At 41.1% G+C, this 23,886-nt stretch carries 18 protein-coding genes and 2 pseudogenes; 8 read left to right on the forward strand and 12 right to left on the reverse strand.

Annotated elements, in window-relative coordinates:
- The first annotated feature begins 274 nt into the window (after positions 1 to 274).
- Entirely contained in the window at positions 275 to 1,720 is a 1,446-nt protein-coding gene (locus V7K85_RS07085; protein ID WP_334812164.1) for an alpha-L-fucosidase, read from the forward strand.
- Positions 1,721 to 1,998: 278 nt separating this feature from the next.
- Here V7K85_RS07085 and V7K85_RS07090 read toward each other — a convergent pair whose 3' ends face one another.
- The gene (locus tag V7K85_RS07090; RefSeq protein WP_334812166.1) at positions 1,999 to 3,600 is read right to left on the reverse strand and encodes a peptide ligase PGM1-related protein; all 1,602 of its coding nucleotides are present in this window, start codon (positions 3,598 to 3,600) and stop codon (positions 1,999 to 2,001) included.
- Positions 3,601 to 4,303: 703 nt separating this feature from the next.
- On the opposite strand from V7K85_RS07090, the gene V7K85_RS07095 reads away from it, so the two are divergent.
- Positions 4,304 to 5,176 (forward strand): SDR family oxidoreductase, encoded by an 873-nt coding sequence (locus V7K85_RS07095; protein ID WP_334812169.1) that lies wholly within the window; start codon positions 4,304 to 4,306, stop codon positions 5,174 to 5,176.
- Positions 5,177 to 5,448: 272 nt separating this feature from the next.
- Positions 5,449 to 5,706 carry a hypothetical protein gene (locus V7K85_RS07100; RefSeq protein WP_334812171.1) on the forward strand — a complete coding sequence of 86 codons (258 nt, stop codon included), beginning with the start codon at positions 5,449 to 5,451 and terminating at the stop codon, positions 5,704 to 5,706.
- An 83-nt stretch (positions 5,707 to 5,789) separates the two neighbouring features.
- On the opposite strand, the gene V7K85_RS07105 is transcribed toward V7K85_RS07100, so the two are convergent.
- Together V7K85_RS07105 and V7K85_RS07110 are read right to left on the reverse strand one after the other, a co-directional pair.
- Positions 5,790 to 6,038 carry a magnesium transporter gene (locus tag V7K85_RS07105; protein ID WP_334812173.1) on the reverse strand — a complete coding sequence of 83 codons (249 nt, stop codon included), beginning with the start codon at positions 6,036 to 6,038 and terminating at the stop codon, positions 5,790 to 5,792.
- Positions 6,039 to 6,128: 90 nt separating this feature from the next.
- Positions 6,129 to 6,347, reverse strand: coding sequence for a hypothetical protein (locus tag V7K85_RS07110; protein WP_334812368.1), 219 nt, complete (start codon positions 6,345 to 6,347; stop codon positions 6,129 to 6,131).
- A 1,276-nt stretch (positions 6,348 to 7,623) separates the two neighbouring features.
- Between V7K85_RS07110 and V7K85_RS07115 the strand changes: the two genes are divergently transcribed.
- Positions 7,624 to 11,073: a PA14 domain-containing protein gene (locus V7K85_RS07115; RefSeq protein WP_334812175.1), complete on the forward strand. Its 3,450-nt coding sequence runs from the start codon at positions 7,624 to 7,626 to the stop codon at positions 11,071 to 11,073.
- Between the two features lie 144 nt (positions 11,074 to 11,217).
- Here V7K85_RS07115 and V7K85_RS07120 read toward each other — a convergent pair.
- Positions 11,218 to 12,769, reverse strand: a pseudogene (locus V7K85_RS07120) (mercuric reductase).
- Positions 12,770 to 13,054: 285 nt separating this feature from the next.
- Positions 13,055 to 13,168: pseudogene (locus tag V7K85_RS36405) on the reverse strand (TVP38/TMEM64 family protein); the annotation flags it as partial.
- Positions 13,169 to 13,459: 291 nt separating this feature from the next.
- On the opposite strand from V7K85_RS36405, the gene V7K85_RS07125 reads away from it, so the two are divergent.
- Together V7K85_RS07125 and V7K85_RS07130 are read left to right on the forward strand one after the other, a co-directional pair.
- Positions 13,460 to 13,921 (forward strand): cupin domain-containing protein, encoded by a 462-nt coding sequence (locus tag V7K85_RS07125; RefSeq protein WP_334812177.1) that lies wholly within the window; start codon positions 13,460 to 13,462, stop codon positions 13,919 to 13,921.
- A 141-nt stretch (positions 13,922 to 14,062) separates the two neighbouring features.
- Positions 14,063 to 14,641: a Uma2 family endonuclease gene (locus V7K85_RS07130; protein WP_334812349.1), complete on the forward strand. Its 579-nt coding sequence runs from the start codon at positions 14,063 to 14,065 to the stop codon at positions 14,639 to 14,641.
- A 110-nt stretch (positions 14,642 to 14,751) separates the two neighbouring features.
- Here V7K85_RS07130 and V7K85_RS07135 read toward each other — a convergent pair whose 3' ends face one another.
- From V7K85_RS07135 to V7K85_RS07150, 4 genes are all read right to left on the reverse strand, one after another.
- Positions 14,752 to 15,165, reverse strand: coding sequence for an Imm1 family immunity protein (locus V7K85_RS07135; protein WP_334812179.1), 414 nt, complete (start codon positions 15,163 to 15,165; stop codon positions 14,752 to 14,754).
- 7 nt (positions 15,166 to 15,172) lie between these two features.
- Positions 15,173 to 15,880 carry a deaminase gene (locus V7K85_RS07140; RefSeq protein ID WP_334812182.1) on the reverse strand — a complete coding sequence of 236 codons (708 nt, stop codon included), beginning with the start codon at positions 15,878 to 15,880 and terminating at the stop codon, positions 15,173 to 15,175.
- A 144-nt stretch (positions 15,881 to 16,024) separates the two neighbouring features.
- Positions 16,025 to 16,591: a DUF2808 domain-containing protein gene (locus V7K85_RS07145; protein ID WP_334812184.1), complete on the reverse strand. Its 567-nt coding sequence runs from the start codon at positions 16,589 to 16,591 to the stop codon at positions 16,025 to 16,027.
- A gap of 22 nt (positions 16,592 to 16,613) precedes the next feature.
- Complete coding sequence (locus tag V7K85_RS07150) at positions 16,614 to 17,051, reverse strand: DoxX family protein (RefSeq protein WP_334812187.1); 438 nt, start codon at positions 17,049 to 17,051, stop codon at positions 16,614 to 16,616.
- 279 nt (positions 17,052 to 17,330) lie between these two features.
- On the opposite strand from V7K85_RS07150, the gene V7K85_RS07155 reads away from it, so the two are divergent.
- Together V7K85_RS07155 and V7K85_RS07160 are read left to right on the forward strand one after the other, a co-directional pair.
- On the forward strand, positions 17,331 to 19,505 hold the full coding sequence (locus V7K85_RS07155) for a DEAD/DEAH box helicase (protein ID WP_334812189.1): 2,175 nt from the start codon (positions 17,331 to 17,333) through the stop codon (positions 19,503 to 19,505).
- A gap of 568 nt (positions 19,506 to 20,073) precedes the next feature.
- Entirely contained in the window at positions 20,074 to 21,405 is a 1,332-nt protein-coding gene (locus tag V7K85_RS07160) for an aromatic ring-hydroxylating dioxygenase subunit alpha (RefSeq protein WP_334812192.1), read from the forward strand.
- Between the two features lie 42 nt (positions 21,406 to 21,447).
- Here V7K85_RS07160 and V7K85_RS07165 read toward each other — a convergent pair whose 3' ends face one another.
- From V7K85_RS07165 to V7K85_RS07175, 3 genes are all read right to left on the reverse strand, one after another.
- A complete protein-coding gene (locus V7K85_RS07165; RefSeq protein WP_334812193.1) occupies positions 21,448 to 21,654 on the reverse strand; it encodes a hypothetical protein in 207 nt (68 codons plus the stop codon).
- Between the two features lie 154 nt (positions 21,655 to 21,808).
- A complete protein-coding gene (locus tag V7K85_RS07170; protein WP_334812195.1) occupies positions 21,809 to 22,684 on the reverse strand; it encodes an SMP-30/gluconolactonase/LRE family protein in 876 nt (291 codons plus the stop codon).
- Between the two features lie 63 nt (positions 22,685 to 22,747).
- Entirely contained in the window at positions 22,748 to 23,686 is a 939-nt protein-coding gene (locus V7K85_RS07175; RefSeq protein WP_334812197.1) for an NAD-dependent epimerase/dehydratase family protein, read from the reverse strand.
- Positions 23,687 to 23,886: the final 200 nt, after the last annotated feature.

The raw sequence follows: 23,886 nt of genomic DNA on the forward strand, positions 1-23,886 counted from the left end.
TTGGGTTAATAGTTCACTTGTCATCCTTTGCACCCGTCTCGAAGATGTCCTCCAGACTACCGGGAATTGCTGCTAGTAGTGCGATTGAGTTGCTACAGTCGCCCTATTCCTTTTCCCTCAAGACATTAATTCCTCTTGTCATCTGAAAATGAGCGAACGGACAGTTCTAAATATGGTTTGCAATGCATTCTCCTTGGTGATACTTTTAAGCGCTTAATTGCTGCTGACTAGATACAGTTGTAAAATTATATATCCCTCAGTCAGGAGCATTCTGATGTTTAGACCTTTACTATTTATACTAATTATTACAGGATTCCTAAGTAGCTTTTTGAATCTGACAGCCTCTACTGCCTTTGCACAACAGATATATAAACCAACAAATGAGTCGCTATCAAAGCATGAAGTTCCAGAGTGGTTCAAAGATGCTAAACTTGGCATTTTCATTCACTGGGGCGTGTACTCCGTACCTGGTTGGGCACCACTGACTGGTGAACAGAACAAGGTAGTTGCAGAACGCGGTTGGGAATATTGGTTCCAGCACAATCCTTATGCTGAATGGTACTACAACTCCATGAAACTTGAGGGCAGTGACACCTATAAGTATCACCGTGCGACCTACGGTAAAAATTTCACCTATGACGACTTCATCCCCACCTTTAACGCAGCCATCACAAGGTGGAATCCATCCCAATGGGCAAAACTGTTTTCTCAAGTAGGTGCGCGGTACGTTGTGCTGACGACCAAACATCATGATGGCTTCCTGTTATGGCCTAGCAAAACCACAAACCAGTCAGGACGAGTGGCGGCGCGGGATATTGTGGGCGAACTGACACAAGCCGTTCGTAAACAAGGTATGCGTATGGGTCTGTACTACTCTGGCGGTATTGATTGGTCTAAACAAGATACAACGGTGACAGACTTTAACACCTTGGTCGCAGCCATTATCCAAGATAAAGCTTACGCTGAATATGCTAACGCTCACTGGCGCGAACTCATTGACCGCTATCAGCCGTCTATCTTATGGAATGACCTTGGCTACCCTGTTGGTCAGGCAAACGAGATTATGGCTTACTTTTACAATCACGTACCTAACGGTGTTGTTAATGACCGCTTTGATTTAAATGGGAAATTCGGTTTACACTTCGACTTCTCCACACCTGAATACAGTCAACTCAAACAAATCGAACCAAAGAAATGGGAAAGCACAAGGGGTTTAGGTTACTCGTTTGGTTATAACCAGAATGATACCGACTTGAACATGATTTCAGTAGATGAACTGGTTGACTCATTTGTTGACATTGTTAGTAAAAACGGCAACTTACTGCTCAACATTGGCCCAAATGCCGATGGTTCAATCTCCAAACTGCAAACTGAACGGTTGCTAGGCTTAGGCAAGTGGCTAGATGTAAATGGTGAAGCCATCTTTGGTTCGCGCTATTGGATACGCTCAGAAGATGTATCCACTCAAGGCATCCGAGTCCGCTACACCACAAACAAAGGTAATTTGTATGCTGTCTTGCTTGATACTCTCAAGAGTCAGATGCTGACAATCCCAGGGCTAATTCTGCCGAAAAATGCAAAGATTACAATGCTAGGGGTAAAAGGTAAACTTGAGTGGCAACAGCGCGGACAGAATTTATTTGTCACGCTACCGGATATGTCTGCGGTGAAAAAATCACCAGCCTACACATTGAAAATCAGCCAGATACCTCTTTCCTGAAGCTCAGATAGTAACTCAACAAGATGTGGTCACGAAACATTCACCCTTGATTTCATTCTTCTTTTTCCACATCCGGTAAAAAATTAGATAAATAGGGGCGTACATCTGTTATAGGTGTCAACTTAAAGCAAAAGCCTGTCTAGAACAAGCTTTTAGAGATTGTCTCGAGAAGAAGTCTCCGACTGGAAACGAGGTTTTAAAGGGGTTTACGCTTAAGTTGACACCAATTTACATCTGTACGCCCCTACAGGCGATTCATGTGTTGCAAACGACATTCCTTAACTATGTTCATCCCAAACCACAGGAAAGGAATAATCTGATAAGTCCGATAAATCCTGATTTTTGCTGCGGGTTTCTTCATCAAGAACTTTGACAACTTTGTTATAAATGTCTTGTGCTTGTTGCGGGGAATCACCGATGCTGGTTAATCCCAACTTGCCAAACTGTGAAAGGCAACCCATAAGATGAAACACTGTGCCTGTTTCACTACCGCTGTCAAAGTGCAATCTGTGTTCAGCGATGATATCCATCAAATCATTGGGTAATAATCCCTGATAGCGCTCTTTTTGCAGATTATCGGTGGCAATGTAGTATTTTGGACGACCTTGCTGACTATAAAATAAACCTGTGGAAAGGTCATAACGACCATTTGTTAATAATTTCAGGGTCATGAATGGATGAGTTGTGCCGCCTTTACGCAGGTTAATTTCGATCGCCTGAATATCCCACTCTTTATTACCCTTGTCAACGGCGATAAAATCTAATCCAAATCGCTCTAAAGTACCTTTCTCTGCTAGCTTTTTGCCAACTTGCAGTCCCAATTGCTGTAATTGCAATCGATAGCTTTCATCAGCGGGAAAGCGACAACCAAGATAAATTTGACCGTCTGGGCCTCCGAGAATTTGGTCGTGGGTTGAAAGGATTTCCACTTCGCCATTGGGTGTAATCCTTCCTTGGACGCTGGGCGAGCGCTTAATTTCCCCTTCCACAAATGCTTCGGCGATTCCCCCTAATTCCGGAAGTCTTCCAGAAAAATTGTCCCAAGTCTCTTGTTTTGCTTGAAAGCGCATTGTTGAGAAGCGATCGCTAATTGCTGCTACCCTTTGGGCATGAGTCCCTTTATCGGGTGCTACATTCTCAATTGGTCTAAAGTCTAGCAGCGCATTCCCTTCTCCAGAAATGCCTTCGTTGAGTTTTACCACTACCCGTTTTAATGTCGGTTGGCGTTCCCACAAATCACTGGTAGCTTCTGCCAAATCTGTGTGATTCCAAACTTTTTCGGTGCCATCTGGATATGGTATTCCGCTTTCGGCAAAGATTTGCCGACTGCCACTTTTTGTCCCCCAAATCTGTAAATCTGGTGCAGCAGCATATAGTGGTACACCCAATTTTACAGACAATTCGCCTTCCCACTGCGAAGAGTTGTAGCAAATCATAAATGATTTGTCTAGCCTCAAAGCTTGCTGAATCCGCTCTAGCAGGCGGGGGCGTTCTAAAATCTTTTGGCTCAGAGGCTTAAGGGAGGAATCGTAAGTAGAAAGTAGCAACAAACGATTCCGAGCATGAGAAAAGGGAATTCCTGGCAACAGTTGCAGATAATAATCAATGATACTAGGATGCAGCGGTACTGATGTTACATAAACCAGCCGAGTCCGGGGATTTTGCAACCGAATTAAGGAAAATAGTAATCTTTCTTCATAATGTTCGCAGCCTTCGATCTTTTGAAGTTCGCGCTGGTCGATACTCAGGGAGGGAATAATTAAAATATCCGCTTCACTATTGTCAAATAGCTCGATCGTTTTCCAGCGATCGCGCAAGGTTAATTGTAAGTGGCGAAACTTTTCAACCTGCTCTAACTCAGAAATATTTAATGTTGCCATAACCCCTGCCCTTTAATGATCTCAATGTAGCGCACCACGCACGCTTTTGGACGATTCGTCTGGAGGTATAGCCGCGACGTCAGGATTCAGGTACTTTGGCAAAAAATTTAGTCTGCAAGAAGGCAGCTATGCAAATATCAACCTAAATTAATATTAACGACAGTAGATGGTATGATAGTAGGTATTTTTGCAACCACAAAGGGAGAAAGTAGAAATCTATATTTTCATTTCTCGAAAATGGCACGATTCTTAAGCCAGAAGAGATGATAATAAACTAATTCAGTAATTCTTATTTATTTAATTTCTATTCAGTCTTAAGGTTGAGCAAATTTCAGCTTACTTTACCTCTAGGGAGCGATAAATTACAGCAACATAATAGTTAACTTGAAAGCAGATGAAAAGGAGAAATCTTTCATCAGATGAGAGTTGTGTACTTATTTTTGGTGGTCAGGTGAATAGTGTGTGTCAAGTGTGAAGATAAATAATGTCAGCCGCGTACAGTTACCAGCAAGAAGTATGTTTGGCAGACATCCGGGGTATAAAGGACTAAAATTGCAAATGGCTAGTGGGAGCCAAAGCGAAAAATAAACCTTGGGTTGAATTTTCGATCCAAGGTTTACTTTTGGAATCAGCAGGAGGCAGAGGGTGCTTATTTAACAATGCCCAATGCCCAATTCAATATTCAATTACCAAGACAAAACCTATGGCTAAATCAAAAGAGCAAAAAGAAAAAAAATTACAACTGCCACAGCAACAAGAAGTACCAGGTGTTGAATCAGAAATGACACCAAAACCCAAAGCAGATGATGCCCAGTATCGGGGTAGTGGCAAGTTACAAGATAAAGTAGCATTGATTACGGGTGCAGATAGTGGTATTGGTCGTGCTGTAGCGATCGCATTTGCTAAAGAAGGTGCAGATGTGGCGATCCTTTACCTCAATGAACACGACGATGCCAAAGAAACAAAACATTTGGTAGAAAAACAAGGGCGTCGTGCAGTAACCATTGCAGGCGATATTGGCGATGAAACTTTTTGTCAGCAAGCTATACAACAAACAGTTGGTGAGTTCGGCAAACTCGATATTCTGATCAACAATGCTGCCGAACAACATCCTAAAGACAGTATCGAGGAAATCACCAAAGAACAACTAGAGCGCACTTTCCGCACTAATATATTCTCGATGTTTTTCATGACTAAAGCTGCACTCAAGCATTTACAAACAGGCAGTTCTATCATCAATACCACATCGGTAACAGCTTATAAAGGTAGCTCACATCTACTAGATTATTCCTCCACAAAAGGTGCGATTATTGCCTTTACTCGCTCCTTATCACAAAATTTGATCTCAAAAGGAATTCGCGTTAATGCTGTCGCCCCAGGGCCAATTTGGACACCTTTAATTGTCTCAACTTTTGTCGGCGATAAAGTTGAAACTTTTGGTAAACAAGTACCAATGCAACGAGCCGGACAACCAGAAGAAGTTGCCCCTAGCTACGTATTTTTAGCCTCTGATGATAGTTCTTATATGTCTGGACAAGTGTTACATGTCAATGGTGGAGATGTTGTCAATGGCTAAGTAAAATAGTTAGGAGTCATTCAATTTTAGATTTGGGATTTTGGATTAAAGGAAAAATCTAAAATCTGTCTGAGAAAGTTCTGAAGGCCGTCAGTCGGCGCTCAGACTTTCCGCAAAATCTAAAATCCCAAATTTGCAGAGTTTTGAGTTCAAAATTTAGAACTAAAAACTTCTAACTCTACCCTAATTGTCTTCCATTGGAGGGATGAGTTTATGTTGAAATATTGATAATCTATCTAGCAGCAAACATTTCATAAATAATAACTACGTCTATGGCATCTCCTACACCACTGTATGGCACGGAACTAGTAGATTGTGCTAGAGCAAATGCCAAGGAAGGAATTGAAACTGCTGCTTATCAATGTGGCTATGGTCAAGACCTCAACAAATTTGCCCGAGAACTCAGACAAGCTTGTAAAGACATGAATTTGCAAGTAAAAGAACTCAGCGAATTGATTACTGACCAGGACATGATACTGCAATTGGGTACTGGCGAAATTGTTGCTCCAGACACGGAATCAGAATTGTAAAAATTAGTCATTTGTCCTTTGTCATTTGTACTTTTTTCTTCACTAATGATCAATGACTAATAACCAATGACTAATGACTCTTTTCATAACTTTAAAATTCCCCGCGCCAAATTGAAGTAAATCAAAACACCTACTACATCAACTCCTGTGGTAATTAATGGTGCTGACATTAATGCCGGATTTAAACGGAGGTAGCGAAATAGAAACGGTAGTGCTGAACCTGAGATAGAAACTAAAATATAAATAGCTACCAGACTAGTGCTTATAGCGATCGCTATTTCTAAGCTGTTCCACAAAAACCAAAGCATATATTGGGCGCTCGTGTCGCCCACCCCACAAGAAATGTACAATTTCAAATTATACAAACTAGATGTGGTTTAGCTTAATTCTCCTTGGAGAAAATAAACCCAGACAGTAACAGCTTACTTAACATTCCTCCCAATAATGCCCCGGCATAGACGCTTCTTCGGCTTGTCGTCAGACATTGCCTTCTGGCCGATTATCTGCAATCCGAAAATAGTTTTTGCTCCCTGCAATTCTCCTGCTTCTAGGAAAATTTGCAGCTGAGTCCGCACTAAATCTCGTAATTCCCTGCCTGAGACATTCTGGATGCTAGAGTTTAAATTGTTTGTCTCAGGCAAAGTCCACTTTCCTCAGCCAGTTTGAACAAGGTTGCTGCCCCTAGTCTAAGCGAAACTGGGAATGTGCAATGTCAAACTTGTAATTTTTCCGACTTTGAGTAAATTGAAACCTTTTGTAAATTAACGAAAGAGTAAGGGTTTCGGACGCTAATAATTCCTTGTGTTCAGCCTCCCTTGGGCGTCTCGTAGGCGCAGCCCAAGGTAGAAAACGAGAAGCTGTCGCCTAGCGATTCGCTGAATAGTCCACCGACAAAAGAATTACTCGAAAAGCACGGTAATCTCTTAATTCCAGCAGATTCTCTTCCCTAGCTTAAATGCATGACTGGTGAGGCTTTTACAAAAGTTTTCCCTCCACTAACTTTAGGTTAGTACTATATCTGTACTGGTTCTTGTAAGAGAGATATGAATTAACAGTTGAGATCCAGCATAGATAAATAGTGCTTTTTCAAATCTTTAAATAGAAAAAGCCTTCTTTATAGAACTTTTATATAATCAATATATATACGGATAAAAAACATGCGATCATCCAATAAGTTGGCAATTTTTATTTAAGGTTCATCAAGACTTTGTTATTCTTTTAGAAAGGATATATTAATGTGAATATTTAAACAAAATTTCACAAAAAACATAGACATAATACCATGATCTAGTGTCAAATGTATAGTTAATTAATCCAAGAACAATACTTAAATGAAAATATGTAAAGTTATCACCTTTAACTACTTAAGTATCTATCCGCATTGATTGAGCGTTTCTTCACTCAAAATTGATGCACCTGCATATCAATGAGATTAGAAGCTCTCAATAATGGTGATTTATAATTTTTGACTAAATTCACTAGACTGAATTTATATGCATCAAAAACTCAGGAATTTGTTGAAAGAAAACAAAGATTAATAAGGACTAATATGCCCTTCAATTAATCTCTAGTATTTCTTTTGATACACATTTTTCTATATGTCTGCTTTCAGATAAGATATAGGACGATATATCACGTTATGCTTTGTTATTTTTATGTTGATACAAATAGGCAACACAGTAGTAAAGTAGATGATCGAAGAAGTATACATAAAAGAAATAATTTGTATAAACAATTAAGTGAAATAGTATCAGCATTAATTAATAAACATATTGAAACGTTAATAAAAATTAGCTGTTCAATATGTTGTAACCTAGCATTGCTAGGCATTTTTTGTTGAAAACATTAAACATAAAACTAATGCTAAAGCATTGATTATGGCATTAGTTTTAACTCTATTGTGAGGTATATATTTCAATGAATGCACCGAATCAACAGTTGACAACATCTTCAAGTCAAACAATTGCTCCTCTATCATCTGGTCTAGATAATCAGACACAACTCAGCAATATTTCTCCTCGGTCTAGCGGCAGCGTGCTTTCTCAGGGAGATGGACTCAAAGCACAATACTACGACAACATCGACTTCACCAACTTGAAGGTAACTCGCACAGATCCGACGGTGAACTTTGTCTGGGGCGCTGGTTCTCCAGATCCGTCCATCGGTGCAGATACCTTCTCAGCGCGTTGGACAGGTCAAGTAGAAGCCAAGTACAGCGAAACTTACAAGTTCTACACCACTAGTGATGATGGTGTGCGACTGTCGGTGAATGGTCAACAAATCATCAATCAGTTTGTCAATCAATCAGCCACAGAATGTAGTGGCTCAATCGCACTGGTTGCAGGTCAGAAGTACGATATCAAACTTGAATATTACGAGAATACCTACTCTGCCGTTTCTCAACTCTCTTGGTCAAGCTCCTCTCAGGCAAAGGAAATCATTCCCCAGTCTCAACTCTATAGTAATGTGACTTCTAATACTGATGTCACTGCACCCACCGCTACAGCAAATGCTGCCAATCTGACCACAAGTAGTGGAAATTACACTTTTACTGTTGCCTACAACGACAATATAGCCATTAATGTTAACACCTTAGATAGCAACGATCTACTTGTGACCGGGGCCAATGGGTACAGTCAAGTGGCAAAATTTGTTAGTGTAGACAACAACAGCAATGGTAGTCCACGGACTGCAACTTATAGCATTAATCCTGTGGGGGGAAGTTGGAATGCCGCCAGCAACGGCTCCTACACGATCGCGCTACAAGCTAACCAAGTCAGCGACACTAACGGCAATTTTGCTAGTGCTGGCACTATCGGCAATTTCCAGGTCAATATTGCATCTGGGAGTGGTAGCAGTATTGGTAGCGGTACAGGACTCAAAGGAGAATACTACGACAACATCGACTTCACCAACCTGAAGGTAACTCGCATAGATCCGACGGTGAACTTTATCTGGGGCGCTGGTTCTCCAGATCCATCCATCGGTGCAGATACCTTCTCAGCGCGTTGGACAGGTCAAGTACAAGCCAAGTACAGCGAGACTTACAAGTTCTACACCACTAGTGATGATGGTGTGCGACTGTCGGTGAATGGTCAACAAATCATCAATGACTTTATCGATCACTCAGCCACAGAAGACAGTGGCTCAATCGCACTGGTTGCAGGTCAAAAGTACGATATTAAACTCGAGTACTACGAGAATGCCTACTCTGCCGTTTCTCAACTGTCTTGGTCAAGCACTTCTCAAGCAAAGGAAATCATTCCTCAGTCCCAACTATATTCACCAGTTCTTCCAAATCCACCAGTCCTTCCAACCACTATTACCTTGGGACAAGGTAATACGACTGTGAACGAAGGTGATGGTAGTGTTACCTTAACTGTGCTGCGAAGTGGTGATCTAAGCGGTACATCTTCAATTCTGTATGCCACTCAAAGTGGTACTGCAAAAGTAGGAGATGACTACGGCAATAATGGTGGAGAAGAAATCCAGGGACAACTCACCTTTGCACCAGGAGAAACTAGCAAACAGGTGAAAATTCCGATTATTGACGATAGCGTAATAGAAGGAGATGAAACCTTTAGTTTCCTCATTGATCAGCCACAAGGGGCAACATTAGGAACCCAAAGAACTCTCGGAATTACGATTCAAGATAATGATAGTCAAAGTCTGAATTTCACTCAGCCACAAGTTTATGAAAATGCCGGTAATGCTACGGTGACAGTTACACGGGGTCAAGCTTCGGGGACTGCTAGTATAAATTATACAACTATAGATGGAACTGCTAAAGCTGGCTCTGACTACCAGGCTGCATCTGGAATCTTAACCTTTGCACAAGGAGAAACGAGCAAGACAATTTCTATTCTTATTAAGGATGACACCATTCAAGAACCGGATGAAGCATTTACTTTAAAGTTTAGTAACGCAGTTGGGGTGCAACTGCCTACTAACCCGGCGGCAACTATCACTATCATCGATAATGACTCGAATTTTAGTAAAAACACTGTGGTTTCTGGGTTGACTCAACCCACAGAGTTTGACTGGTCAGCTGACCATAAACTCATGTTCATTGCCCAAAAAGATGGAGAAGTAAAGGTATTTAACACTGTCACCAACACCTTAGAGGCACAGCCATTTATCGATATTTCTTCACAAGTAAATGATGTGAATGATCGCGGTTTGTTAGGCATGGCCGTACATCCAGATTTTGGCAAAAGTCCGAACGGCAATAACTACGTTTACCTGTTATTTACCTACGATCCAGCAGAAACAAATCCAAACAATGCCAAGAACAATCCCAATAGCCTCCTAGACAATCCCGATCAGGGAGGTAATCGTGCTGGACGGCTAATTCGGGTGACAGCCGACCCCAACACCGGTTACAAAACTGCGATCGCTGGCAGTGAAGTGATACTATTAGGCAAAAATGATACTTGGAACAACATCAGCCATCCAGATTTTGACAGCACAGTAGTTGATCAGACTGATGAAACAAAGAACTATGGGCCATCAGGTATTATAAATAAAACCACTGGACAGCTGTTTGCCAATGTCCAGGATTATCTTAACGCGATCAAAAACAATAACATCACAAACGTTCAGGATTTTATCGCCACTGATAGTTCAACTCACTCCGTTGGTAGCGTGCGCTTTGGTAACGATGGGACTCTGTTTGTAAGCCTTGGTGATGCTACTTCCTACAACCGAGCAGATCTCCGAGCACTTCGCGTCCAGGATCTCGATAATCTCTCTGGTAAGATCCTGCACATTGACGCCATTACTGGTCAAGGTTTATCAACGAATCCTTACTATAACGGTGACCCCAATAGTAATCGTTCTAAAGTCTATGACTTAGGTGTGCGTAACGCCTTCCGCATCGCCATAAATCAACAAACTAATATTCCCTTTATCGGTAATGTGGGCTGGTACTCTTGGGAAGAGGTGGTTACTGGTGGAGCAGGCAAAAACTTTGGCTGGCCATTCTATGAGGGTGGGTATGATGCAAATGGCAATCTTGTCAGCCTCCAACAATACGCTTATTCTCAGCTAGATGTAGCTAAAGACTTCTACAGCAGTGGCACAGTCGTTACGCCACCAATTTACGCCTATGATCATTCAAGCGGTTCTACTTCGATCGGCGTAGGTGATTTTTACACTGGCGGTGGTTTTAACAATGCTTTGTTTATCTTCAATCCTAGTAAAGGAACTATCGATGCTTTAACATTGAACAGTCAGAACAAAGTTATCGCAACTACACAGTTTGCTTCTAATTTAGTGGTGCCTGTGGATGTTAGGGCTGGAAATGATGGCAAGCTATATTACGTAGACTTGGCATTAGGTGAGATTGATAGCTGGAGACCTGTTTAGAGAGCAATAGATCTGGGGACTAGAGAAGACTTTTTATAAACTAATCCCCATTTCAACCTAATTGAGAATTCATAATTACGGACAGATTAACTTGATGTAATTATGAGTTCTCAAAGTTCCCTCATATAACATAATTAGGAATTTTTAAGATAACTTTGTCAGAAATCCCAATAATTTTTTGGTATTTGATGTTAGGAGTGTTTGACGATAAACATCAGCTGCTTTTTTAATAGCTTCGGCTTGAGTGGGATAAGGATGAATTACACTGCTTAACTTACTCAAACCGATTTTATTCACCATTGCCGTAGTCACAAGTGATATCATCTCACCCGCGTGACTGGCGACAATAGTTGCACCGATAATTTCATCAGACCCCTTTTTATGGTGGATTTTGAGAAATCCTGACTCTTCACCATCTGCGATCGCTCGGTCTACACTATTAAAAGGTATCTTGATTGTCATCACCTGAATACCCAATTTCTGCGCCTCGTGTTCGTACATCCCTACATGGGCAATTTATGGGTCAGTATAAGTTACCCAAGGCATCACCAGATTACTGAGTTTAGAGCGTCCTAAGCCAAAGGGAGAAAACAGCGTATTTTTAATCACAATCCGCGCCGCTGCATCAGCAGCATGGGTAAACTTCCAGTTCATGCAGATATTGCCAGCTGCATAAATTCTGGGATTCGTCGTTTGGAGATAATCATTTACCTTCACACCTTGGCGCTTGTCGTATTCTACACCCACTGCTTCTAAATTCAGACCTTCCACATTCGGCGATCGCCCCGTACCGACTAAAATTTCCTCCAATGGTCACCGAATCTCGCTGACCATTGGAGGAAAAGTAAAGCCGTTTCTCCTCAGTAACTGTTACTACTTCTTCTAACTGGGAATTCAACACCAGGCGAATTCCTTGGCTAATCAAAACCTTTTGGAGAATTTCAGCCGCCTCAGCGTCTTCTTTATTTAGAAGATGAGAACCGCTATGGAAAAGTACCACCTCAGAACCCAAGCGCCCCAAAGCCTGCGCCAATTCGCAACCAACAGGGCCGCCACCAATCACCGCTAAACGTTCCGGTCGTTGAATCAGGGAAAAAACCGTCTCATTAGTTAGATAACCCGCCTTTTCAATTCCCGGAATCGACAGTTGTGCGGCTCTCGCGCCAGTAGCAATTACAGCTTTTTTAAACCGGAGGGTTTTGTCGTCAACTTCCACGGTATTTTTACTCGCAAATCGACCGCTACCGAAAAAGACATCGACACCCAAGAATGAGAACCGCTCCGCCGAATCGTTATGGCTGATACTAGCCCTTACCCGCCGCATCCTTGCCATGACTTGGGGAAAATCAATATCAATATTATTTTGGGGAATATTAACTCCCAAGTCTTTAGCATCCCAGATTTCGCCAACCACGCGAGCCGACCGAATAATAGTTTTAGATGGTACGCAACCAACATTTAAGCAATCCCCACCCATGAGATGCTTTTCAATTAACGCCACTTTTAAACCCAAATCCAGACCCGCCGCCCCCGCCGCCACCACTAATCCCGCCGTACCAGCACCAATTACTACCAAGTCGTAAACATCTGCGGGTTGAGGATTAACCCAATTTGGCGGATGGACGTGAGACACCAACTTTTGGTTATACTCATCCATTGGGCGAACTGTGACTCTCTCTAAATCTGAATTGGACATTGGTGGAACCTCATTTGAGAATTAAAAATGCTCAAGTCAACGCCTTTGCGGTATTCAAAATTAAGAATCCCGATAAATTTAGGCGGCTCAATCTTTTATTTTTAATGGTTGTTTAACAACGAATACAGCCTTTCAACTGTTTTGTCCGTCTGGAATTGACAGATTCTATTGAAGCTTTCCTGTATAAACGTTTCAGCAATCGCTAATTTACAGCAATTTGCAGTTGAATAGACCACAGCTAGCTGTGATACCCGATAATTCCTCTTCTAAAGCTTTCCGCGCAATCTAGGTGATATACACTGTCACAGCGACTGTAGCAATCAAACTCAAAATCCGAATTGCCCATTGTAAAGTAGGGTTCGTAAATTGAGCCTCAGTACCAATCATGGGCAGATTACCTCGTACTTACGCACTGTACAAATTAATCATGGTATACATTTACCATGCATAGGTTGTTTTAGGCTTTTATTGAGCATTTTTTGATCGTAAATAGACCCACGCTGTCGGGGCAATTCATGAATTGCCCCGACGACAGATGTGGTTTTTCAAATCATCCATATTTAGTATTTCCTATGAATGCGTAAGTCCTAGATCCAAGCAGAGGTTGTAAAGCGTGTAAAGCTCATCTATCGCCTGTTCTAAATTCTGTGCAATAATCCACAATAAATCTGTTTCCCAATTGGTAATTCAATGATTATTAATCCCCAAGAAGTACCTAGCGAAATACGCACAAATTACCCTGATGAGTTCAAGCCAATGGTTGCAGGAAGAATACGGCAACAGTTAGGTAACTTTGCAGGATTGCAGAACTTTGGAGTAAATCTGGTAAAGTTAGAGCCTGGAAGCTATTCTTCTATAAGACACTGGCATTCTCATCAAGATGAGTTTATCTATGTTTTGGAGGGTGAACTGACATTAGTCACAGATAGAGGTGCAGAAATTCTCACACCGGGAATAGCAGCAGGATTTCCCGCAGGTGAGGCAAATGCACATCATTTAGTAAATCGCTCATCGGTGGTTGCTATTTATTTAGAGGTAGGAGACCGTACTCCGAATGATAAAGTTACTTACCCTGATGAAAATTTGATGACAACAGCCAGTCCTGATGGTAAGTCTAGAAAACTTATTCGTAACGATGGCACACCCTATTAAATTTAGTCCTAATTTAGTTTATTGGTTCTTAATCAAGTGAGCTGTGATTAAAAAGCGATACCTACGGTGGGCTACGCCAACGCTACCTACAAGTTCGCTTACAATTTAGCTAAATTTGATCTCATTCCCAACATTATTTCTATGACAGCGATCGCCATTAACCTAAACCCGATCATCCAACTCACCGACAACCAATTTTATCAACTCTGTCGGGAAAACCCAGAAGTCAAATTTGAACGAAATGCAGAGGGAAAATTACTAATAATGCAACCTACAGGCGGAGAGACTGGAAATCGTAACTCAGAAGTTAATGCTGATTTTGTGATTTGGAATCGCCAAACTCAACTAGGAATTTGCTTCGATTCTTCCACCTGCTTTAAACTTCCCAATGATGCCAACCGTTCTCCTGATGTAGCTTGGATAAGAAAAGATAGATGGAATGCACTCACACCTGAAGAACAAGAAAAGTTTCCGCCGATCGCACCAGATTTCGTTTTAGAGTTAATGTCACCAAGCGATCGCTTGCAGGATACGCAAGCCAAAATGCAGGAATATATCGATAACGGAGTTAGATTAGGTTGGTTAATTAATCCGAAAATGCGTCAGGTAGAAATCTCTCGTCTTGGTCAACCAGTAGAAATATTAGCATCTCCACAAGAATTATCAGGAGAAGATGTTTTACCAGGGTTTATTTTAAATTTACAAATAATTTTGGGATAAAAATTTATTGATTTCGGATTGCCTGCTCAAATTTAACAACAGCATCGTACTGGTCAAACATGGCGATATAATGCAGCAGCAAAGCTGGGTCTCAATCTAGAAAAAAACTACTATACTGGCTCGACAACTCTATCTTGCTTCCAAATAAGTGATTCTTCCATTATTCCAAGTTCTGCAAATGTCTTGGCAGCCTTCAGGGTTGTATTTAAGTCAATGCATGACTTAGCAGGGTAAATACCTTCTTGCCCCCCAACTGTCACAGTTTCATCTGTATTTGACTTTGATAGATCAACAAGGTAATGAAAATTCTCATTATCAAATGTCACATACACCACACATTTTTGTATACCGCCACCAATAGCCATATGAGCTTCACCCTCAGTTTCTAGGGTTACAAGGGTCTTACGATGTCCATCTAGTTCTTTGATAGCTGCTTCTATTTCTAACCAATTCTGTGCTTGTTCTACACTTCCTCTGTTCTGATTTCCTATCCAATCTTCAACTGAAAACTTGGAAATGAACATATCAACCTCATTTTAGTGTAATAATCTGACGACCACTAGGGCTAATAACTTCTATTTCTTCCAGGTTAAGCTGTCTAGCCATTCCTTTCACACCTCCATTCTGACCACATGCTCTGCAAATATCCCGATCAACGATTAGACGTGCCCGACCTCCTTTAAGTCCTGCATCAAATGCTTGCTGTAAGGCATCTGCTTCAGCGTGTGTACGACTAATTGGATTTACTGTAAGTGTAATCTTTCTGCGATTGGGATTACTGCCAGCATTGATCCCAAAAAATACTCTGCCACTAATCTCTAGCTTGGCGATTGTTGCGCGATCTTCCTCACTGCCTGCTGGAGGAAGACCAAGCTGCTGCCTGTACTCTGCTAACTGCTGAAAAAGAATATTTGCAGCAAGCTGTTGTAGTTCTAATGCTGGGGTCAAAATATTGATATCTGAATTTTTTCTTACTTCTTCTTCACTAATGGCACAGCTATGAACCACGTAAGTCCATATTCCTGGATTACCTGCTCCTACACTTTCACCTTCATAGAAAGTAATTGTACAATCTTCTTCATGCTCATAATAAGCTGAGTAAATATCGTCCCAGTCACAATCTGAATTTTCTAACCCCCACCGAATTTTAGCCAAAACACCAGCGATATGATGAGGTTGAGTTTCTACCTGTACTAGACGTTCCCCTTTCAAAACGAAGTTATGCAACTCAAGAGCCATTGCAGCTTTGCCCTTAAATAGGCTCTAGATTTTATTTTAAAGTTAATCTTACCAAGCGATCGCTCACTTGCCGGATTGGTTCTCAATCAGATTAAGCATTCGTGATTCCACAAAGCGTTGTTCATCGGATTGACGGAATGCACCCTATGGAAACCCCCAGCTTCCCCTATTGCTGTAAAACTGAAACCGTCCAAAGCCGAGAAATTGTCCGTGAGAATTTTCACCAACTGGGAACGCTGTCACACCTAGTAAATAGACACCAGAAAAGCTAGGATTCTTCACAGGGCGGAGGGCGATTGTGACTGTCTGTCCTGGAGTTACAGGTGGATCAAAGTTCACAGTAACTGTTCGTGTCTTGCGTTCACTGGTGACTGCGCCTAGTGTAAGTCGCGTTTCTTTGCGATCGCTTTTTCCGACAAAGGCGTAGGTATCATTAAGATCGTAGCGGATGTTTTCTGTTCCCTCCCTTTGGGCGATCGTTATTTTCTGGAGGGATTCTCCAGCATTATCTGGCAAGTTGATAGTGAAATAGTAAGTTGCGCCCCAAATATTCACATCTTTGTAAGTAGTTGTCGCGTTAACGAGTTTCGGCGGTTGGACAAAGTAGACTATGCCATCTCTAAGCTGCACAGCTTGAGTCACCGGAACGGTTACTCCTGCAATGCTTATTCCTAACGAAAGTGTTATCCCAAACAAAGTTGCAACGCGCATGATTCAGATATAAAAAACGCACTCATTTCAATTTTAGTTCTTTGGGAATGAGTGACTTGGGAATGATAGAAGCTTGTTTTTCCGAATCAGAAGATTTCGTGTACCACCAAGCCCAAGCAATTAAAACTGCTTGAAGGGGAAGCCTGATTATATGTACCCAAGGTGAATTTGGTATATGTTCTAGCTTAATATGATTAACCGCCATGTTGATATTGGCAGGGAAAACGGCAATAAAAAGAGCAATAAGTCCCCAAGCAGCAGCTTGACTTACAGGCGGGACTAATAAGCCGATACCACCCAAAATTTCATAAAAACCACTGAGATAAACTAATCCTAAAGGATAAGGAAGTTGCGGCGGCACAATTTTGACAAATGGTTCTGGAACAAGAAAGTGTGTCACTCCAACCACAATGATGGATATAGCAAGGACGACACGTAAGATTTCCTTATACTTCTTCATGGTTTTTGCCTGATTATATACTTGCCCCTATCACTTAAGTTTGATTTATAAATGTTAATCTGCCTTGAGTCAATAGGAGTAAAAATCGACAAAATTTTCCAAAATACCACTTAATTAAGAGATTCATCTAATTGCCCATCACTTCTTACAGCTATGTGAGCGATTCTTTAATGCTCGCGTCGCTTAGTATGATATTACTTCAACTTTATTTGTGCAATAAATAATCAGTGATAATTTAGTAGTCAATTTATTACCTGTTACTAATTATTCATAAAAAACATGAGCGATACCTTTAGCCAACTTGCACCTTTTATCCAAGAATATATTTATCATCACCAGTGGACTGAATTGCGACCAGTTCAAATTGCCGCTTGTAAAGTTATATTTGACACTGATGCTCACTTGCTAGTTACTGCTGCGACTGCTACGGGTAAAACAGAAGCAGCCTTTCTGCCAGTTTTGACTTTATTACATGCCAACCCTGCTACAACGATAGGCGCATTATATATTAGTCCCATCAAAGCTTTAATTAATGATCAATTTGAGCGCCTCAACGACTTACTCAAAGAAGCAGATATTCCAGTTTGGCACTGGCACGGTGATGTTTCTCAAAGTCGAAAAAACAAGCTTTTAAAGAATCCTCAAGGGATTCTCCAAATTACACCAGAATCTCTAGAAAGTTTGTTAATCAACAAAAATAACGACCTACTTCGCTTATTTGGTGATTTAAGATTTGTGATCATTGATGAAATTCATGCCTTTATGGGTTCAGAACGCGGTTGTCAAATTATTTGCCAATTACAACGTTTAGCAAAGTTGACGCAAAAACAACCGCGCCGTATTGGTTTGTCGGCGACTCTTGGTGATTACTCAACAGCTGAAGAGTGGTTGCGTTCTGGAACAGAGAAGCCAGTCATGACACCGCAAATTGACGGGATAAAACGCCAAATAAAACTAGCTGTAGAACATTTTTATATTACTGATGAAGTAGATGAATCAGAGGCGACAGCTGATGAACAATATATTTTCAACCTCAGCAAATCTCGCAAATGCCTGATATTTGCTAATAATCGGACGCGTACCGAATCTGTAATCGCGTCTTTGCGACAAATTGCCAGAGAACAAGGACTACCAGATATATATCATGTGCATCATGGGAGTATATCTGCTAGCTTGCGGCAAGCAGCTGAGAATGCGATGCGTGAACCTAACAATCCAGCTGTTACCGCCGCAACTCTGACTTTAGAATTAGGCATAGATATCGGTCATTTAGAGCGAGTTATTCAGTTAGAATCACCCTTGTCTGTAGCTAGTTTTTTACAGCGATTGGGACGCAGTGGTAGAAGAGGTGAAGCTGCCGATATGCGCTTTATCTGCGCTGAAGAGAAACCATTATCAGAAGCTTCTCTACCAGAGCAAATCCCGTGGCAACTTTTGCAGTCTATCGCTATCATTCAACTTTATTTAGAGGAGCAATGGATTGAACCAATCAGACCGATTAAATATCCTTTGAGTTTGCTTTATCACCAGACAATGAGTATTTTAACAGCAACGGGGGAACTTTCACTTAATGCCCTAGCTAAACAAATTTTTAGTCTGCCGCCCTTTGCTGCTATTTCCAAAGAGGATTTCCAACTATTGCTCCGCTATTTAATTGATATTGGTCATATTCAACATACTGAACAAGGTAAATTAATCCTGGGTTTGGTAGGAGAAAAGGTGGTGAGAAAATTTCAGTTTTATGCTGTCTTTGCTGAACAGCAAGAATATATTGTTAAGCAAGGTGCAACGGAAATTGGCAGTATCGTCACGCCGCCTGCTGTTGGCAATCAATTTGCTTTAGCTGGGAGAACTTGGGAAGTCGTAGAAGTTGACTTTAAAAAGAAGGCTATTTTTGTTAAACAAGCCGAGGGTAAAGCTAGTATTTATTGGCGTGGTAGTGGTGGCACTATTCATACCAAAGTTTTGCAACGAATGCAGCAAGTTTTATTTGAGAATGTCGAGTATAGTTATTTGCAAAAAAATGCTTTGCAACGTTTACGTAAAGTTCGCCAATTAGTGCAGCAGGTTGGATTAGATAAACAAAATATATTGCAATTGGAAAAAGGTAAATGCTGCATTTTTCCTTGGATGGGTACGGTTGCTTATCGCACTTTAGAAAGATTACTCAATTCCTACTGTCGAGAATCGTTGGAAATTACAAGTATTAACGGAGTAAATCCTTATTATTTAACAATTAAATTAGGCAAGGATAAATTTAAATATCTTTATCGTGAAATTGCTTCATTGTGTGAACAAAGAATTAGTCCAGAAGATTTAGTCAGTACTTCAGAAGCACCGGAAATTAAAAAGTATGATCAATTTATTCCTCATCCACTTTTACGGAAAGCTTTTGCTAGCGATTATTTAGATATCGGAGAACTCAAACAGCAAGTGGCACTCTGGAGAGAATAGACAAGAGCACAAATTGCCCTGGATGCAACATATGGTAGAGGCACAGCAATGCTCATTGGTGTTAACTTAAGTAAAAGCGAGTATAGAAAGAGCTAAGGAAATGGAAGGTGAAATCAAGAAAAATATGTTCGCGCATCATTTACGCGAACACAATAGCGATAGGATAAAATATCCCCTGACAAAAAGAACATCTGTTCTTCAGCTTGCAATAAGCGATGTAAGCCAGTAAAAATAATGTAGCTTTATTGCTCTTATTTTTACTTAGCCTGGGTATATACGGAGATGTGCAAGATATAAATATACTAATTTATAATTGCAGTTCCAGTATTTATCGAAAAATTTGGGAAATAACACGTAAATAAGTTATAAAAATTATACAAAACATTTGGCTTTTTTTATGGTTATTAGCGATTGATCATAACAGAACCCTTACGGGACAAGGGTTATAAATAATTATGCTCTTGTTTCAAATAAAATCCTTACAGTATAAGGCTTTCAATGATTTTGAACCATCTTTTCCATAAAAATAAGCGAAGAACCAATCTTAATTTAAGTCCTTGTAAGTAAAATGGAACCTGAATTCAACTTTTTTCAGCAGTGGTATCCCCTCTCTCCAGTCGAAGATTTAGCCTTAGAGCAACCAACTTCAGTGACACTTTTGGGACTGCGTTTAGTTATCTGGAAACCCAAATCATCTCAAACTTTTCGGGTGTTTTTAGATCAATGTCCTCACCGCCTTTCACCCCTAAGTGAGGGGCGCATTGATGACAAAACGGGGAATTTAATGTGTAGCTATCATGGTTGGCAATTTGATGAGCAAGGACTTTGTACTCATATTCCCCAAGCAGAAAATCCAGAACTTGTGAGTAAGAATAAAGAAAATCTGTGTGCTGTAGCACTACCAGTTCGTCAGGAACAAGATTTACTCTGGGTTTGGCCAGATGCAAAATCAAGCAAACAAGCTGCTAATACACCCTTACCTTTATCACCGCAAATAGATGCTACTATTGGCTTTGTTTGGTCTTCTTATGTACGGGATTTAGAATATGACTGGCAAACCCTTGTGGAAAATGTGGCAGATCCCAGTCATGTTCCTTTTGCTCATCACGGCGTGCAGGGCGATCGCTCAAAAGCAAGACCTATACCAATTAAAATTGTGCAATCTACACCAAATTTGATTGAAGCGGCAACAGTTGGGAGCTTTGAAACAACAATCACTTTTGAACCACCTTGTCGCTTGGAGTATGCAATCAAGTTTGGTAACTCTGAAAAGCAGCTTGGACTTGTCACTTATTGTATACCAGTATCTCCTGGTAAATCTCGGATTGTTGCTCAGTTTCCCCGTAACTTTGCCAAAACACTCCATCGTCTTAGACCCCGTTGGTGGGATCATATTAGCGAACGCAATCAAGTTATTGATGGAGATATGGTTCTTCTCCAGCAGCAAGAGTATTTTCTACAACAGACACAATCGACCCCTAGCTGGAAAACTTCCTATCGACTACCTACAAGTGCAGATAAGCTAGTGATTGAGTATAGGAATTGGTTTGATAAATATTGTCAAGGACAGCTACCCTGGAATCAAGTAGGAATAAGTGTTCCAGAAATCAGGAATATAAATAACAATCGAGAACAAGTTTTGGATCGCTACAAACAGCATACGCAGCATTGTAGTAGCTGTCGGCGGGCGCTGAAAGGTGTGCAACGCTTGCAGGCAGCGTTTTTGATATACTTTGCTATTACTGTTTGTGCTGTTGCTCTCCTTCCTGACACTTTAAAAGTTAAGCTGGGTTTACCCCTAACTGTGACAGCACTACTAAGTTTAGGAGCTTACGCTTGGTTGAAATTCTGGCTTAGTCCGAGGTTTTACTTTGTAGACTATATCCATGCACAAAGATAGGGGTCAAGGATTATAGCCGATCAGCTTATGTTGTACCATCACCTAGAGGGAAATACCTTTGCTTTGTCTTGTTTGTTGTTGTCGTTCTGATTCTATTATTTGTTGCAATACGCGCTCTGCTTCTTGCCAAAGGCTGAGGTCTTCTCTTTCTATCTCCCCCACATTAATCGGTGAATAAAAAAGCTCACCTGACTGGTTTCGGTTGACAGACACTCGAAAAATTTCACCTCGTTCATCATGTGTAAACACCAGTTATTGACCTTGTTTCTCTAGAGTTGCACGTTTGAATCTAAGCTATATTGTGTTCGCGCATCATTTACGCGAACATATTTTTCTTGATTTCACCTTCCATTTCCCTTAACCGAGCAGTATTGGAACCACTATAAGATTGCTAATATAATTCCTAAAAATCATAAGTAGGTAATCCAGTAACATCAGTTTGGAGAGCAAACAAATCACCAGAGTAAAAACTTTTTTCGATCTCTGCTTGGCTGAGTCCAACTGAAGCAGTGGTAATGTAAAGTGTTTGCAAATCTTCGCCCCCAAAAGTACAGCTAGTTGGCAATTGCACAGGTAGCTTTATCCGCAATATCTCTTCACCCTTGGCGTTGAAACGAATCACACACCATCCATCCCACATAGCTGACCAGATATGTCCTTCACTGTCTATTGTCAACCCATCCGGGTAGAAAGATTCATTAGTTAAATCAACAAAAATACGGCGATTACTAATATTTCCTGTTACTGAATTAAAGTCGTAAACGTATATTTTTTTATGGGGAGAATCTGTCAAGTAAAACGTCTTTTCGTCAGGACTCCACCCCAGACCATTAGAGAGAGTCAATTCCGTTTCCATCACCTGCAATGAACCATCATTGTCATAGCGATAGAGGCTAGCTTGGGGTTTTTCCAAAGAACACATTGAGCCGAACCAAAAGCGGCCTTGAGAATCGCATTTGCCATCATTAAAGCGATTATTTAGTAAATCCGCTTCAATCTCCAGGATTGGGGTAACTACACCTGTCTGGGTGTTGAGGAATGCCAGGTGATGACGCAGCGCCATAATTAATCTATCTGCACCTGCTGTTGCGATCGCACCTACGACATCTCCCACATCAAAAAAGCTGTTTTTCCCCGTGGCAGGATGAAACTGATGCACCCGATGGTTATAAACATCGACCCAGTAAAGGAGGTTTTGGGTAGAGTCCCAGATGGGGCCTTCACCTAAGCGGGCACGGGCTTCTAAAACATTGTGGAGTGGATATTGCAACTCGTTCATTTTATCTTTGTTTTGACTAAGGCTGAGATTCCCGACTTTTTAGATAAGTCGGGAATCTTGTTGTTAAACAGCTTGTAAAATCTCCTCATCTACAGAAAAATCTACTTCGGCTTTGTCTTTTGCATTAGCCAAATAATCATTTTCCAAGGAGTCATTCAGCCCAGAAATTAAATCATATTCAGGTTGCCAGTTTAATTCTGTTTGCGCTTTGTTTACCGAAGCAAAGAAATGCTGCACTCGCATCGGAAAAGCTTTGCGCTTGCCGAAATCAAACTTTTTCGGGTCGTAATGGACGATTTTTACAGCATTAGGTGATTTACCAGCAGCTACAGCGCTAACACGGGCTAAACCATCAAAAGTGACAAAGCGATCGCCAGAGATATTATAAATCTGTTTTATTGCTTGTTGATTGCCCAAAACCTGAGTCAAAGCTTTTGCCAAGTCTTTTACATGACCTAGCTGCGTGATATGCAACCCATTTCCAGGGATAGGAATCGGGCGATCGCGCACTATTCTATCAAAAAACCAGCTCTCCAACTCATTATAATTACTAGGGCCGTAAATATAAGTAGGACGAATAGAGGTGAAGGGCAATCCTAATTGAGTCAGATAAGCTTCTGTTTCATGTTTCCCCTTGTGGCGACTTTTGGGATCTACTGGATCACCTTCTACATGGGGCAGTTGGTCAGATTTGAGATACACCCCCGCAGAACTCATATACACAAAATGTTGCACCCGGTCTTGAAAAATCTCTGCCAGTGGTTGAGTATCAGTCAGTTCCCGCCCATTATTGTCAAAAATCACATCAAAATTTTCTTGTGATAATTTTGCTTTTAATTGGGTAGCATCCGTGCGATCGCCTATAATTTGTCCTACTCCCTGCAAAGAAGGTGCTGGCCGATTCCCACGATTGAACAGCACCACCTCATGTCCTTGTTCTACTAGTAGTTGAGTCAAATAGACACCAATGAACCGAGTACCACCCATAATTAGAATTCGCATAAATTCACCCTTTCTATATCAGTTGTCATCAAAGGATTGGGAACTGGGGACTGGGAGACAAGGAGGACAAGGAGAATAACCCATGCCCAATGCCCCATACTCCATGCCCCATGCTTAATGCCCAATCCCCAATCTGAGGTTATCAGGTTGCAGCAACCATCTGGAACCTCTGAGGGAAAGATTGCGTCTTATGTGCTAAT

The organism is Nostoc sp., from assembly GCF_036917615.1.
In the GTDB taxonomy this organism is placed as follows: Bacteria; Cyanobacteriota; Cyanobacteriia; order Cyanobacteriales; family Nostocaceae; genus Nostoc.